This window comes from Mycolicibacterium aubagnense, from assembly GCF_010730955.1.
GTDB classification, from domain to species: Bacteria; Actinomycetota; Actinomycetes; order Mycobacteriales; family Mycobacteriaceae; genus Mycobacterium; species Mycobacterium aubagnense.
Window position 1 is genome coordinate 4,432,280 of the sequence record NZ_AP022577.1, and the last position, 14,834, is coordinate 4,447,113.

Sequence of the window (14,834 nt, forward strand, 5' to 3'; positions counted from 1 at the left end):
GTCAGGCTCTGCGAGCGAGGAACCGCGCGAACGGGATCAGCATGGTGAACTCGGCGATCAGCACCACCGTGATCATCACGGTGACGCGCGGGTCGTCGAAGTTCTGCCCGGCCACCACGAAGGCCGCCGCCGCATTGCGTTGCGCCGTGCCCAGGGCCAGGACCGGTCGCGCGGTGGCGCTGAAAAATACCAGGGCCCAACCGATTCCCGCGCAAATGGCGGTGTAGACGATGGCCGCCAGGATGCCGCGGGTGCCGTAGACCGACAGCACTTCCCGGAAATTGGCGACGATGGTGAGGACGACCACCAGCACCATGCTGACGGTGCTCAGCAGTCCGACGGCCGGCCTGACGCGGGCGGCCGTCTCCGCGGCCTGCTTCCGCCAGAGCAGCCCGATCGCCAACGGGATGAGCATGAGAATCACCAGCGAGGAAGCGATCGCGAGGGGATTGACCTCCGAGCCCTTGAGGAAGATCGGCAGCACGATCGGTACATAGGCCACCGTGGTGATCATCAACAGCGCCATCACACCTACCGTCAACCCGGTGTCGGCCTTGGCGAATTCGGCGAGCTTGATCAGGAACGGTGCACCGGCGGCCAGGCCGCACAGGAGCAGTCCGATTCCAAGTGGCTCATCGAGGGCCAACAAGCGCCACAGACCGAACGCAACCATCGGTGCGGCAACGAAATTGGCGACCAGGGCCAGGCTCACCACCCGAACGTCCTTGAGCGGAGCCAGGATCTGGGCCGGGGTCAGGCTGAGTCCGACGCCCAGCGTGCTGGACACGACGAAGAGGACGACGGCGATATTCGAACCGCGCGCCGCCAGATCGCTCAGGGTCACATCGTCACCAGATTGCGCCAGAACGACTTCAAGCTGTCGCTGGCGCCGAACAACGTCGTGAAGTGCGTCGAGTCGACCAGCACGATGTCACCGGCGCGGTCACCCGTCGGCGGCATGTGGATCAGCGCGTTGAACTCGGTGTTGCCCGCCAAAGTGAACGGGTGCGGCCGGGTCTGGTCGATCAACTGGCGGCCCAGGACCCGAAGCTCCGGCCCCTCAGGCGCGGTCAACTGGTAGTGCGGCAGATGCGGATGCAAGGCCAGCGTCGTGACGTCGCGCAGCAGCCCGGCCGAATCCAGATCACGGAAAGCGGTAAGCGGCACAATCTGTTTGGTGCCCTCGACCGTCGCGGGACGCAGGCCCCAGGTGTTGTGCACCGGAATGTTCAGCCCGGTCAGCAGCGAGCGGGCGTAGCCGCTGAAGTTCTGGACGCGCGGCGTCAGCGGATCGCCATGATGCAGGTATTCCATCTGCTGCTGCTCTTTGTCGTCGGTGAAGCCGACGTCATGGTGCGGAGCCAGCATCAGGCAGGTGCCCTCGCGCTTGAGCCACTGCTGAATCGCGGCGATCTCTTCCGGAGTGGCCTCCTCGTCGCCGAGCAGGTGATCCAGACCGAAGATCATCAGGGTGTCGGTGTCGTCCAGGATGCGTTCATCGATCGGCTGCCGGTACCCGGCCTGGTCGACCCGCTGGAATACCGCAACGGGATGCCCGGTCGCTGCACCGGCCACGTCCTGGAATGACAGGGACGAGCGGTGGAACAGTTCCAGCGTGCCATCGACGCCCTGCAGGAAGTTCCGCGGGCTGTACTCGGGGCCTTCGTATGCCGGCCACGTCGCCGCGCGAACCTCGGTCATGGTGGAGAACCGGTTGTACAGCAGCGCCGGGTCGCGCTGGGCCTCCCAGGGGTAGCTCCACGACCAGTAGATGCTGACGCGTCGGTTGCCGTTGTGCGGGCGGGCGATGTGGGCCTGGTTGTACGTGCGGGCGTACGGAAGGGCGGTGGTCACGATGCTCCTAAGTGTGCGAGTTTCGAGAGGTAACGCAGCGCGCTGAGGCCTGGCAGGAAGAAGTACGCCCCGCCGCGCAGTGTGGTGAACGCCGGTAACCCCTTGAGTACCTTGCGGATCGGCCGCTTCGGGATCGTGAAGTCCAGCGTGCCGTCCTGGGTGCCGCAGATGGGATCGTGTTCGTTTCCGAGCTCCTGGAACGCCGTGTCGTTGATCCAGACGTTCTGGGCGAACTCGAACTGCCGTACCAGGCTGGCGCAGATCAGGAACATCCCGACGCCGCGTTCGACGCCATCATCGGGTACGCCTTCAGCCAGCGCCGGGCCGTAGGTGCCGCTGCGCCGGATCATCCTGCGCCGATTGGGATTCGGTTCACTATCGCGGGGATTGAGCCGGCGCGCATGCGAGCCGACCGGGCACCGGTAGCCGTGGGGGTCCGTGGTGGCGTAGTCGAAATCGTTGTTGCGCATCGGATCCGCGCCGAGTTCGGGATCGTCGTGCTCCGGTGCCAGCACCAGTGGTGCTCCGCTGCGCCACCGGCCCATGAACTTGGCGGCCAGCAGTTCCTCGCCCGCGGCGTCCACGGCGTTCTGCCTCAGGTAGTCACGGAAGGCGCCGACGTGTTCCTCGAGCCGGCGGTACGCCAGGTAACTGCCGTTGCGTGAAAGCGACTCGAGGGCAGGCTGATTCGCCACCAGACCGTCCTCGTCCGGATAGCCGAGGATGAACTCGCCGGGCGCCAGCGCACCACCGGCACCGGGGATCAGCGGCTCGCCGGACCCCTGCATCTGCGGCTGAGAAATCGGATCGCGGTACCCGAAGTGATCGTGGTCGTAGTCGAACGGCGGCGTGGCCGCCAAGTCCAGATGCGACAGCGTCCGCACTCCGGGGCAACGGGCCAGCAGTGCGTCGTGTTCGCCGACGCACCGCACCCGCTCGTCCTCGTCCCGGGCGAACAGGATGACGATCGCGTGCAGATCGTCACCCGCCAGCCCGCCGACCCAGTGCTCGGGTGCGGCCGCGCCGGTGTCGCCGAGGATATCGGCGCGGGCGGCCATGCCCTCGCGAAATTCGGCAGGGAAGGTGGCCAGGGTCTCCTCGTCAACCCCCAACGCGCGCAAGCCGTTCCAGGTGAACGCCAAGTTGACCCACCGGTTGAAGACGTTGACGGTCTTGCGTACGTCGGTCGCCGACTGCACGAGCGGGACCATCTCGGCCAGCCAAGTCTGCCCGGCCTCAGGGGTGTCGAAAGACAGGAACTCGTACCGGCCGGTGAGGTGGGGCGTCCCGGTCAGCATGATGTGCTGGATGTCGTCGAATTCGAGTGCTGTCATTGCATTTGGTCCAACATGTCGGAGAATGCGGCCTTGAGCCGCAGGGCCTTCTTGATCTCGACGGACGTCACGTACGGGTACTCGCCGTACTCCAGGAAGCTGGGCACCTGGTGCTCGCGGACGAACATGATGAACGCCTCCGGGTTGGTCTTCCAGTCCTCCGGGAAGCCCTCCAGATGGGTGAACGCGGTGGTGATGCCCGTCGAGCTGAACAGCTTGACGGCATCCTCGGTGTACTTGTCGAAATCGGTGTCGAAGATGCCCTGGTACTGAAAGTGCAGACCAGAACCGACGTCGAAAAGCTGCCAGCGCAAGTAGTGCAACTTCAGCGGGGCCAGGACATCGGGCTGCGCGGCGACCGCTGCTTCGAGCTGCGTGCCGTAGTCGCGGATGGCCTGCTCGTGGCCGTCGAGGACCTTGGCGATGATGTTGAAGCCGTAGCATGCCGGCGTCTGCGGATAGACCGGCCCGTAGCGCCCGCGCGTGAGCTCGAAGTAGCCCTCCCTGGGGATGGCAAGAGCTGCCGGCTGGGACCAGTCGTTGTTTCCTTTGTGCGCCATGGCAACGAGATTATGGACGCGGCGGGCTGGCGTCGTCCCCCGATTCGGGGGAAATTGACGCGCCGGCGGTTCAGCCGCGGCTGACGGTGTTGGACCCGCCCGGTGTGGGGATCTCCGGCGTTCCGGAGTGGTAGGTCACCCGGTTGTCCATGCCCGACGCGACGATCTTCTCGGCAGAGTCGACGACCACGGTGTTGTCGATGCCGGACACGGTGACCGTCGCGCAGTGCCCGCTGATGGTGACGCTGTTGGACACCCCGCTGATGCTGACCGGGCGGTCGTTGCATTCCAGTGTCCGGTGGCCGCGCACGCCCGCGATCTGGATGGGTCTGTTGGGATCGTCGGACTGCGGCGGCAGTTCCACCAGGCCTGGTCCTGACATCACCGTGGTGCCGTTGACGACCACCGAGGACTCGTCACCGGGAGGTGCCGGAGTTGGCACCGACACCGAGACGCTGGGTTGCCGGCCGGCGCTCGGTGGGAGGAACGTCATGTGCTTCTTGCCCGTGAGGTTGGCGAAGACGATGATCCCCGCGATCACCGGACCGGCCAGTACGGCGAGGATGACGACCGCGAAGATCAGGCGGCGACTCGTTGCGCCCGACGTGGTGGGCATTGACGGCTTAGGTGGCCAGGCCTTTGGGGGCCGGCCGGCGTACGGCCTGCTCACCGCCGGTGCGCGGGAGGACCACGCTTGCCCGGGCTCCGTCAACTCTGAGGCCCGCGCCTGTTCGTTCATCGCGCGCTCGAGCTCGCGGATGCGGGCCTCTGGATCGTCGTCGCGACTCATGGTCCGATGCTGTCACACCCGCAGGGGTGGCTCAACGCCACAGATACCGCGTCTTGGGCCGGCCCGTCCCGCCGTATTCACTTCGGCGCGTAACGGTTCCGTCCTCGGCCAGCCGTTCCAGATACCGCCACGCGGTCACCCGGGCCACCCCGACGGCCTTCGCGGCCTCGTCCGCGGTCAGGCCGTCGGGGCTGTCCCGCACCGCGCGGGCGATGTCATCGTTGGTCAGCGTCGCGGCACCCTTCGGGGCCGCGGATTTGTCTGCGCCGGTGCGTAATTCGGCGAGCGCTCGGTCCACCTCGGCCTGGCTCGCCGCATCCACCCCGGCCGGCAGTGCCGTCCGGTACCGCTGATAGCGCTCCAAGCGGTCCCGGAACGCCGCGAAGGTGAACGGTTTCAGCAGGTACGCCAGCGCACCGTGCGCGACAGCGGCACGCACCATCTCCAGGTCGCGCTCGGAGGTGATGGCGATGATGTCCGGGGCCGGTCGCAGCCCGGACAGGGCCGAGGCGAGGCTGATGCCACTGGCGTCGGGCAGTCCGAGGTCCAGCAGCACGAGGTCGACGGGGTCGTCCGTCGCGGTTGCCCGGCTGGCGGTCTGAATCGCCTCGCGCGCGGTATGGGCCACCGCTGTGACTGAAAAGCCTTCCAGCCGTTCGACGTACGTGCGGTGCGCCTCGGCGATCAGCGGGTCGTCGTCGACGATCAGCACCCTGGTCATGCGGGCACCGCCGGAATCGTCACCGACACCACCGACCCGTAACTGACGTCGGACGAGAAGGTGCCGCCGTGCCGCTTGACCACCTGCGCCACGAGCGCCAGTCCCAACCCGTGCCCTGGTGATGATTTCGTCGAATAGCCGCGGCGCATCGCGTCTTCGAAGGCGTCCGGGTTCATGCCGGCGCCGCTGTCGGCCACCCGCATCAGTAGTTCGGCTCCCGGCTCGCAGCGCACCGTCACCTCGACCCACGGCTCATCGCGGTCGCACGCGTCCATGGCATTGTCGATCAGGTTGCCCAGCACCGTCACCATCTCCGGCCCGGTCAGCGGCAGATATGAAGTGTCCGAGGGCAATTGAGAGTCCGCGGTGACGGTGAACTCGATACCGCGCTCATGGGCTTGCGCGCTCTTGCCCAGCAGCAGCGCAACCAGTGCAGGTTCGCGGACCTCGTTGGACAGCCGGTCGACCAGTCGCTGGGACAGCTCCAATTCGTCGGTGGCGAACGCGACGGCATCGGACGGTCGGCCCATCTCCACCATGGTGATCACGGTGTGCAGCTTGTTGGCCGCTTCGTGCGCCTGTGCCCGCAGCGAGTCGGTGAGGACCTTCAACGAGCTGAGTTCGCCCAGGGTGCTTTGCAATTCGGTGCGGTCCCGGATCGTCACGACCTCCGCACCGGAGGTGCCGGACACCGGTGACCGGCTCACCACCAGCACCCGCTCGTCGGTGACGTGGACCTCGTCGCGCACGCCGGGATCGGCCGCTCGCAGGAACTCCGGTAGATCAGTCAGGGCCACCGCCCCTGGCGGCAGGGCCAACAAGCGGCGCGCCTCGTCGTTGGCCAGGGCGACGCGGCCCTGCTCGAGCACCAGGAGTCCCTCGGACACCGAATGCAGGACGGCGTCGTGATGCTCGTACATCACCCGCAGCTCATCCGGCCGCAGACCGTGGGTTTGACGGAGCAGCCGGCGCCGGATCAGCCAGGTGCCGGCCAGCGAAAGGCCAAGGGCGGCAAGGCCGATCGCCGCGATAATCGGAATCTGGTGACGCCACTGCGCGGTCAGGGTGGTCTCGGTGATGCCGGCCGCGACCAGGCCAAGGACGCGTCCGGACCCGTCCCGGACCGGGGCGATGGTGCGCACCGACCGACCTAGCGTCCCGGTGTAGAACTCGGTGAACGTCTGGCCCTTCAGAGCCGGCTCCATGGTCCCCAGGTAGTGGGCGCCGATCCGGCTGGGGTCGGTATGGGTGAACCGGGTGCCGTCGGGCGCCATGACGGTGATGAAGGCGATCCCGGTCTGCGCCCGAACCGATTCGGCCACCGGCTGGAGCACCGCGGTGGCGTTGCCGGCCCGCAAGGCGGCGGCCGTCGACGGCGCGTCGGCCAGCGCCGTGACGATGCCGGTGAGCAGCTGTTTGGCCGCGGCGTCGTTGGTGCGTCGGGATTGCACCAATGCCAGAGCGCTACCCGCGGCCACCACCACGATGATGATGGCGATCTGCAGGGCGACGATCTGCCCGGCAAGAGACCAGCGGGGCGCGGCCGGCCAACTGCGCATCACCGCGCCCTTCCGTAATCCGAATGCTCGTCGCGCCCGCGGTGAACTTCCGTGAACGAAATGAACATATGCGTGACGTGCCTCACGTTCTGGCTCAACATCCTTGCAGAAGTTTTTGCAACTCGAAGCCGGAGGACTGTCGACATGACTGCTCACGCACCCCGCCGCGACCGCACGCATTGGCTGTACATCGCCGTGCTCGTCGCCGTTGTCGGCGGTGTGGCCGTCGGACTGATCGCGCCCGGGGTCGGCAAGGACATCGCGGTCCTCGGCACCCTGTTCGTCAGCCTGATCAAGATGATGATCACGCCGGTCATCTTCTGCACCATCGTGCTGGGCATCGGTTCGGTGCGAAAGGCCGCGACCGTAGGCAAGGTCGGCGGTCTTGCGCTCGGCTACTTCCTGCTGATGTCGACGGTGGCGCTGGCCATCGGCCTGGTCGTCGGGAACTTGCTGAGCCCCGGTTCGGGCATGCACCTGTCGGCGCAGGCGACCGGTCAGGGCGCGAAACTGGCCGAGAAGGCGCACGAGGCCGGTGGCCTGATGGACTTCGTCGCCCACATCATCCCCGAGACCCTGTTTTCCGCTCTGACCAGTGGAAACGTGCTGCAGGCGTTGTTCATCGCGCTGCTAGTCGGGTTCGCGGTGCAGGCGATGGGAACCGCAGGCGAACCGATCCTGCGGGGCATCGGGCACCTGCAGAAGCTGGTGTTCCGGGTGCTGATCATGATCCTGTGGCTGGCTCCGATCGGTGCGTTCGGCGCGATGGCCGGCGTCGTCGGCCAGACCGGCTGGCGGGCGGTCACCCAACTGCTGACGCTGATGCTCGGCTTCTACGTGACCTGTGTGGTGTTCGTGTTCGGCGTGCTCGGGACGGTGCTGTGGTCGGTGACGCGGATGTCGATCTTCCGGTTGGTGCGCTACCTGGCCCGTGAGTACCTGCTGATCTTCTCGACATCGTCGTCGGAGTCGGCGCTGCCGCGGCTGATCGCCAAGATGGAGCACCTGGGCGTGGACCGCAGCACCGTGGGCGTGGTGGTGCCGACCGGCTACTCGTTCAACCTGGACGGCACCGCGATCTACCTGACCATGGCGGCGCTGTTCATCGCCGACGCCATGGGTCGGCCACTGGCGATCGGGGAGCAGCTGGCGCTGCTGGCCTTCATGATCGTCGCTTCGAAGGGCGCTGCCGGGGTTACCGGCGCGGGCCTCGCGACCCTGGCCGGTGGCCTGCAGAGTCACCGGCCGGACCTGCTGGACGGAGTCGGGCTGATCGTGGGCATCGACCGGTTCATGTCGGAGGCGCGGGCCGTCACCAACTTCTCGGGTAACGCGGTCGCCGCCGTCCTGATCGGGGCGTGGACCGGGACGCTCGACCGGGCGAAGGCCGACGCGGTGCTCAGTGGTGCCGATCCGTTCGATGAACTGACGATGGTCGACTCAGATGTCGACAGCCACTCCGCAACGTCAGTGTGATGCACGTCTTATCATGAACGAAATGTGAATTCGTCGATAACAGCGAATATCGGCGCCAGTTCAGGTGGGCCTCGGCGCTGTCCCGATCTTGATGAACAGAAGTGGGTCCTGAGTTCTATCGTGCTGATGGTACGGATGGGATCGGAAGCGTTCGTGTCGCGGTGTGATGTTTCGCTCACTTTGCCTGGGAATGCCAAGAAACGGTGATTCGAAACCCTCAGAAACGCGGCCCGCCCCTGTTTGCTCAATTTGAATTCTCGCGGCGTCTTCGCAGGTGGAAGCGCCGAACACACTTCATAACAAGTGCATAACAATTCGCACCTTAAGTAACTCTTAAGAGCACCTGAGTAATTCGCGACGTGGCGTCGCTGAAGCCGTCCGGAATGTCGGTGGGGATCACTACACTTCTTGAAAGCAGCGCTCATCCGGGCGCACCCGGACGGGCAATCGACTACCGGCGCGTCGCCGCGCTGGCGGAGGTACCGAAGATCGTGGCAAATAATAACGCTCGCGCAAAAGCGAAGCGGGCCGGCGCCCAGGCGCTGCGCGGAACCATGGACATCGCGCAGGTTGGTCGCGGCGCCATCGCCGACATCGCCGAGAGCATGGGGCAGTTGGTCGCGACCAGCTACGCCGACAGCATCGTGTCGCTGATCGAACCGCGCAGCCGCAGCATCCGCGATATCGCCGTCGACGGTGAGCCGTTCGCGGTCGTCGCCACCGACGACCGGGCCTACGTCGCCGTGTCCGGCGCCGAGTTCGACGGCGTCGCCGTCATCGACGTCGCCACCGGCGCCGAGCTGGCCGCCTACCCGCTGGCCTCCGGTGTCAGCGCCCTCGCTGTCAGCCCGGACGGCAAGCGCGTGTTCGCGGGCCGCGCCGGCGACGCCTACATCGACGTCGCCGTCATCGACATCACCGCCGACCGCGTCGGCACCATCGAGATCGCCACCGGTGCGGCCATCAGCATCGACGCGCTCGCGGTCGACCACACCGGTCGCCGGCTCTACGTCGCCACCACCGACGAGATGGGCAGCCAGCTGGTTGTCGTCGACACCGAGACCGCCCGCATTCGCAACACCATCGTCATCGGTGCCCCGATCCGCAGCCTGGCGCTCGGCCCGGACAACACCGCCTACGTGCTGACCTCGGACCTGACCGCCCGTGGTGAGGTGCACGTCGTCGACCTGGCCGCCGGCCGGGTGCGGGGGCGCTTCTCCGTCGGTGACGCCCCGACCCAGCTGGTGCTCGGTGCTGACGGCACCCGCGCCTATGTCGTCGACTACAACCGGGTCTCGGTGTTCTGCACCCAGACCAACGTGGTCGTCGACACCATCACCGCCGACGTCCAGCCGTCCTGCGTCACCGTCAGCCGTGACGGCTCGCGGCTGTACGTCGCGGACGTCGCCGGTGACGTCACCGCAGTCGCCGTCGAGGCCCCCAAGCCGCTGCTCTACTCGCAGTTCATGGCCACGGGGTCGGTTGGCATGCATGAGGTGCGCGCGCTGGAGCCCGCGACCGTCTGATAGTCCACAACAGAACGCCCCCGCCGGCCGGCGGGGGCGTTCTGTTGTCTGCGGGGCTAGTGATTATTACCCGTGCAGTCGAGCGACACCGAGATGGTCTTGCTGGTCTGCGGCAGCAGAATGGAATTGTTGTTGCGGCCCAGGCCCGGGCCGACCCACGGCATCAGCTGAGTCGTCTGCTGCGGATTGCGCACACTGGTCACGGTGCACTGGTCCATCGGAGCCGTCCCGAGCTTGTCGATCGTGACCACGTAGCCCTCGGACTGCAGCCGGTTGATGGTCTCTTGCGCCGTCTCGGCGGCGGCCAATCCCGCCGGCGCCATCATCGTCAGCGAGGCCCCCGCCAGCCCGCCCGCTACGGCGGCGGCCAGCGTCCAATTCCTGCGCATGATTTTCTCCTGTCGTGCTAACGCCAATCATCCTCCTACCTGGCACGGTCGGCTAGCATCTCGACATCCCAGCGGCAGAAACCCAGAGGCGATATTCACGATGCTCAGTACGATGCAGGACGCCCCGCTCACCATCGCCACGATCATGCGGCACGCGATCAACCTGAATTCGTCTCGGACCGTCACCACGGCGCTCGGGGACGGGCAGTACCGCACCGCGACCTATCGCGAGATCGGCGAGCAGGCGGGCCGGCTGGCCAACGCGTTGCGTGGTCTCGGCATCACCGGAGACCAGCGGGTCGGCACGTTCATGTGGAACAACGCCGAGCACACGGTGGCATACCTGGCCATTCCGTCGATGGGCGCCGTACTGCACACCCTCAACATCCGGTTGTCGCCCGAGCAGATCGCGTACATCGCGAACGAGGCGGAGGACCAGATCATCATCGCCGACATCTCGCTGGCCGCTCTGCTGGCTCCGGTGGTGCCGCAGCTGAACACGGTGCACACCGTGATCGCCGTCGGCGCAGGGGATTTGGCCCCACTCGAGGCTGTGTGTGCGGCGGAGGGCAAGACCCTGCTGCGGTACGACGAACTGCTGGCCGCCCAGCCCGTCGAGTTCGACTGGCCGGAGCTCGACGAGCGGTCCGCAGCCGCGATGTGCTACACCAGCGGTACTACGGGTAATCCGAAAGGTGTTGTCTACAGCCATCGTTCGAGCTTCCTGCACGCCCTGGCGACATGCACCAGCAACGCACTGGGGATCGGCAGCGACGACGTCGCGCTGCCCATCGTGCCGATGTTCCACGCCAACGCCTGGGGGCTGCCGTACGCCGCGCTGATGGCTGGCGCCGACCTGGCGATGCCGGACCGCTTCCTCGACGGCGCCTCGCTGATCAATCTCATCGAGACCTGTCGGCCCACCGTGGCCGCCGCCGTGCCGACCATCTGGAACGACGTGCAGCACTGCCTGGAAAAGGGCCCCGCACACGATATTTCGTCGCTACGTCTGGTCGCGTGCGGCGGGTCCGCCGTGCCGGTGTCGTTGATGAAGACGTTCCAGGAGCGCCACGGCGTCTACATCCAGCAGCTGTGGGGTATGACGGAGACGTCGCCGATGGCCACCACGGCCAAGCCGCTGCCGGGCGTCTCCGAGGAACAGCATTGGGCGACGCGGGCAACGCAGGGCCGCGCGATGTGTGGCGTCGAGGTCCGGGTCGTCGACGATGCGGGCGCCCCGCTGCCGCACGACGGCGAGGCCGTCGGCGAGATCGAGGTACGGGGGCCGTGGATCACGGGCAGCTACTACTTGGGCTATGACTCCGGCAAGTTCGACAGCGGCTGGCTACGCACCGGTGACGTCGGGCGTATCGACGACTGCGGGTTCGTCACCCTCACCGACCGGGCCAAGGACGTCATCAAGTCCGGCGGCGAATGGATTTCCTCGGTCGAGCTGGAGAACCACCTGATCGCGCACCCCGCGGTACTGGAGGCCGCCGTGGTCGCTGTGCCCGACGAGCGTTGGCAGGAGCGCCCACTGGTCGCCGTGGTGCTGCACGAGGGGGCTGCGGCGACGCCCGCGGAGCTGCGAGAATTCCTGGCAGACAAGGTGGTTCGGTGGTGGCTGCCCGAACGGTGGACGTTCGTCGATCAGGTGCCGCGCACCAGCGTTGGTAAGTACGACAAGAAGACCATCCGCGCCCGGTACGCCGACGGCGTCTACGACGTCGTCACCGTCTAGCGCGAACAGGGGTCCCGCTGTGCGCGGGTCAGGTGCGCACCGCCAGGGTCGACATCAGGTCGGCGAGGCGGTCCGGCTGGTCGAGCATCGAGAAAGTCCTTGCGCCGTCGATGATCTCGAGGCGGGCGTTCGGGATGGTCTTCGCCAGTTTCTCACCGTCGCCGACTTCGAAGAACACGTCGTCGGCTGACCAGGCGATGAGCGTCGGTTTGTCGAACTCGTGCAGCCGCGCCGCCACCTCGGTGGTGACCTCCGTCCGTAGCGAGCTGGTGAACTGGCGAAGATCTTCGGCGACAGCGGGTTTGGACTGTGCGTTGTGCACCCACTCTCGGGTCAGCGCGTCGAGGTCGGCGTAAGCGAGGCCGGCGTAGGCACGCTTGCGGACCAATGGAATCCGGAACACCTGTGTGCCGGACCGGAACAGCGCCTTCGATCGCGATGCCAGAATCAGCGGCTTGAGGATCGGCGGCGGAAAGTGTTCGAACGCATCGCAACTCGTCAGGACCAGGGCGCCGACCCGCTCGGGGTGGTGGACCGCGACCAGTTGGGTGACCACGCCGCCGGTGTCGTTGCCGACCAGTACGACCTCGTCGAGGTCCAGTGCCGCCAGGGTGTCCGCGACGATGCGTGCGACGCCGTGGATACTCCGGTCGGCACCGGGGCGCAGCGGTTCGGGATGCGCACCAAGGGGCCAGGTCGGGGCGATGCACCGCAGACCTTGTGCGGCCAGGCGCGCGGCGACCTGCCGCCACAGCTGGCCGCCCATCATGTATCCATGCACGAAGACGACGGGCCGGCCGCTCTTCGGCCCGAATTCCTCGAAATGAATGGTTCCGGCGTTAATCTCGATGATCGACATGGATGTCTCCTAACTCGACACGCATTTACAAACAGACTGTCCGCAACTTACCAACAGGGTGTATGGAAAACAAGAGGCGTACTCAGGAGGAGCGCTCCGCGGCGACCCGCGAGGCGCTGATCGTCGCTGCGCGGCGGTTGTGGGGCGAGCGTGGTTACGCGGAAGTGGGTACCCCCGAGATCGCGACCGCGGCCGGGGTCACCCGGGGCGCGATGTATCACCAATTCGCCGACAAGGCAGCGCTTTTCCTGGCTGTGGTGGAGGTGGTGGAACAAGACGTGATGGACCGGATGGCGGCCATGGTGGCGACATCGGGTGCGACGTCACCGGCAGATGCGATCCGGGCGGCGGTCGACGCGTGGTTGGAGGTGTCCGGCGACCCGGAAGTCCGGCAGTTGGTCCTGCTTGATGCCCCGAGCGTGCTCGGCTGGGCAGGCTTCCGCGATGTAGCCCAGCGCTACAGCCTGGGTATGACAGAGCAGCTGCTCAGTGAGGCCATCAAGGCCGGCCAGCTGGCTCGTCAACCCGTGCGGGCCCTGGCGCACGTGCTGATCGGTGCACTCGATGAGGCGGCCATGCTCATCGCCACGTCCGAAGACCCGAAGAAGGCCCGCCGCGAGACGAGGCAGGTGTTGCGCCGCCTGGTCGACGCGATGTTCGCCCCCTGATTGCCGAAACGGTATTCCAGCAGGAAATGTTCGAGAACGAACCTGCTGGAATACCGTTTCGCGAGTGGAGCGACTAGCGCTCGGCGCGCTGATAGGCCGTCACGACAGCGGCGCCGCCCAGGCCGATGTTGTGCTGCAGGGCCGCGGTCACGCCGTCGACCTGACGCTTGTCGGCCGTGCCGCGCAGCTGCCAGGTCAGCTCGGAGCACTGGGCCAGGCCCGTCGCACCGAGCGGATGGCCCTTGGAGATCAGCCCGCCTGACGGGTTGACCACCCAGCGACCGCCGTAGGTGGTGTCATTGTCGTCGATCAGCCGCGGCGCTTCACCCTCGCCGCACAGGCCCAGGGCTTCGTACAGTAGGAGCTCATTGGCGGAGAAGCAGTCGTGCAGTTCGATGACCTGGAAGTCCTCAGGGCCCAGGCCTGACTGATCGTAAACCTTCTGGGCGGCTTGGACATTCATGTCATAGCCGATGATGTTGGCGGCGCTGCCGTCGAAGGTCGAGGCGAAGTCGGTGGTCATGGCCTGTCCGACGATCTCGACGGCCTGTGCGGCCAGCCCGTGCTTGTCGACGAACGCCTCGCTGGCGACGATCGCGGCGCCCGACCCGTCGGAGGTGGGGGAGCACTGCAGCTTGGTCAGCGGGTCGGAGATCATCTTGGCCGCCAGGATGTCGTCGAGCGTGTACTCGTCCTGGAACTGCGCGTACGGGTTGTTGACCGAATGCTTGTGGTTCTTGTAACCGATCTTCGCGAAGTGCTCGGCGGTGGTGCCGTACTTCTTCATATGCTCACGGCCGGCCGCGCCGAACATCCACGGCGCCACCGGGAAGGCGAACTCATCGATCTCGGCCAGGGCCTTGACGTGCCGGCCCAGCGGCGATTCGCGGTCCTGCGCGCCACCGCCGAGGGACCCCGGCTGCATCTTCTCGAAGCCCAGTGCGATGGTGCAGTCGGCGAGGCCGCCGCGGATCGCTTGTGCGGCAAGGTAAAGCGCGGTCGAACCCGTCGAACAGTTGTTGTTGACGTTGACGATCGGGATGCCCGTCATGCCGAGTTCGTACAGGGCGCGCTGGCCGGAGGTCGAATCGCCGGAGCAGTAGCCGACGTAGCCCTGCTCAACCTGGTCGTAAGAGATGCCGGCGTCGGCGAGGGCCTTGTTGCCCGACTCGTTGGCCATCCGCGGGTAGTCCCAGCCCTCGCGACTGCCGGGCTTCTCGAACTTTGTCATGCCGACGCCGACGACGAACACACGATTCTTGGCCATGGGGTTCCTTTCGTTACTACCTGTAGTTCAGTCACGCGCGGCGCCTTTAGTCAAGACCCCAAAGGTCTGGTCTCCGGCGCCGAGGCGGTG

At 66.4% G+C, this 14,834-nt stretch carries 14 protein-coding genes; 4 read left to right on the top strand and 10 right to left on the bottom strand.

Going from position 1 to position 14,834, the window contains the following annotated elements; all coding sequences use genetic code 11:
- Position 1: 1 nt before the first annotated feature.
- From G6N59_RS21195 to G6N59_RS21225, 7 genes are all read right to left on the bottom strand, one after another.
- Complete coding sequence (locus G6N59_RS21195; RefSeq protein WP_138228805.1) at positions 2–844, bottom strand: bile acid:sodium symporter family protein; 843 nt, start codon at positions 842–844, stop codon at positions 2–4.
- Positions 841–1,854 carry a hypothetical protein gene (locus G6N59_RS21200; RefSeq protein ID WP_138228806.1) on the bottom strand — a complete coding sequence of 338 codons (1,014 nt, stop codon included), beginning with the start codon at positions 1,852–1,854 and terminating at the stop codon, positions 841–843. Before G6N59_RS21200 ends, G6N59_RS21195 begins: the two co-directional genes overlap by 4 nt.
- Complete coding sequence (locus G6N59_RS21205; protein ID WP_138228807.1) at positions 1,851–3,188, bottom strand: Dyp-type peroxidase; 1,338 nt, start codon at positions 3,186–3,188, stop codon at positions 1,851–1,853. Before G6N59_RS21205 ends, G6N59_RS21200 begins: the two co-directional genes overlap by 4 nt.
- Positions 3,185–3,748: a hypothetical protein gene (locus G6N59_RS21210; RefSeq protein WP_138228808.1), complete on the bottom strand. Its 564-nt coding sequence runs from the start codon at positions 3,746–3,748 to the stop codon at positions 3,185–3,187. The genes G6N59_RS21205 and G6N59_RS21210 overlap by 4 nt, the downstream gene beginning before the upstream one ends.
- Positions 3,749–3,818: 70 nt before the next feature.
- Positions 3,819–4,538 (bottom strand): DUF3060 domain-containing protein, encoded by a 720-nt coding sequence (locus G6N59_RS21215; protein WP_138228809.1) that lies wholly within the window; start codon positions 4,536–4,538, stop codon positions 3,819–3,821.
- A gap of 31 nt (positions 4,539–4,569) precedes the next feature.
- The gene (locus tag G6N59_RS21220) at positions 4,570–5,259 is read right to left on the bottom strand and encodes a response regulator (RefSeq protein ID WP_138228810.1); all 690 of its coding nucleotides are present in this window, start codon (positions 5,257–5,259) and stop codon (positions 4,570–4,572) included.
- Complete coding sequence (locus G6N59_RS21225) at positions 5,256–6,818, bottom strand: sensor histidine kinase (RefSeq protein WP_138228811.1); 1,563 nt, start codon at positions 6,816–6,818, stop codon at positions 5,256–5,258. Before G6N59_RS21225 ends, G6N59_RS21220 begins: the two co-directional genes overlap by 4 nt.
- A 144-nt stretch (positions 6,819–6,962) precedes the next feature.
- Between G6N59_RS21225 and G6N59_RS21230 the strand changes: the two genes are divergently transcribed.
- Complete coding sequence (locus tag G6N59_RS21230; RefSeq protein WP_138228812.1) at positions 6,963–8,294, top strand: cation:dicarboxylate symporter family transporter; 1,332 nt, start codon at positions 6,963–6,965, stop codon at positions 8,292–8,294.
- Positions 8,295–8,785: 491 nt separating this feature from the next.
- Positions 8,786–9,820 carry an MmpL3/TtfA transport complex stabilizer gene (locus G6N59_RS21235; RefSeq protein WP_235678691.1) on the top strand — a complete coding sequence of 345 codons (1,035 nt, stop codon included), beginning with the start codon at positions 8,786–8,788 and terminating at the stop codon, positions 9,818–9,820.
- Between the two features lie 56 nt (positions 9,821–9,876).
- On the opposite strand, the gene G6N59_RS21240 is transcribed toward G6N59_RS21235, so the two are convergent.
- Complete coding sequence (locus G6N59_RS21240) at positions 9,877–10,209, bottom strand: hypothetical protein (protein ID WP_234884087.1); 333 nt, start codon at positions 10,207–10,209, stop codon at positions 9,877–9,879.
- Between the two features lie 100 nt (positions 10,210–10,309).
- Here G6N59_RS21240 and G6N59_RS21245 point away from each other — a divergent pair, with 100 nt between their 5' ends.
- Complete coding sequence (locus G6N59_RS21245) at positions 10,310–11,950, top strand: long-chain fatty acid--CoA ligase (protein ID WP_163911562.1); 1,641 nt, start codon at positions 10,310–10,312, stop codon at positions 11,948–11,950.
- Positions 11,951–11,978: 28 nt separating this feature from the next.
- Here the strand turns inward: G6N59_RS21245 and G6N59_RS21250 are convergent, their stop codons facing one another.
- Positions 11,979–12,809, bottom strand: a complete 831-nt coding sequence (locus G6N59_RS21250) for an alpha/beta fold hydrolase (RefSeq protein ID WP_138228814.1) — start codon at positions 12,807–12,809, stop codon at positions 11,979–11,981.
- Positions 12,810–12,871: 62 nt separating this feature from the next.
- On the opposite strand from G6N59_RS21250, the gene G6N59_RS21255 reads away from it, so the two are divergent.
- Positions 12,872–13,477 (top strand): TetR/AcrR family transcriptional regulator, encoded by a 606-nt coding sequence (locus G6N59_RS21255; protein WP_138228815.1) that lies wholly within the window; start codon positions 12,872–12,874, stop codon positions 13,475–13,477.
- A 73-nt stretch (positions 13,478–13,550) separates the two neighbouring features.
- Here the strand turns inward: G6N59_RS21255 and G6N59_RS21260 are convergent, their stop codons facing one another.
- The gene (locus tag G6N59_RS21260) at positions 13,551–14,744 is read right to left on the bottom strand and encodes a lipid-transfer protein (protein ID WP_138228816.1); all 1,194 of its coding nucleotides are present in this window, start codon (positions 14,742–14,744) and stop codon (positions 13,551–13,553) included.
- Positions 14,745–14,834 lie beyond the last annotated feature (90 nt).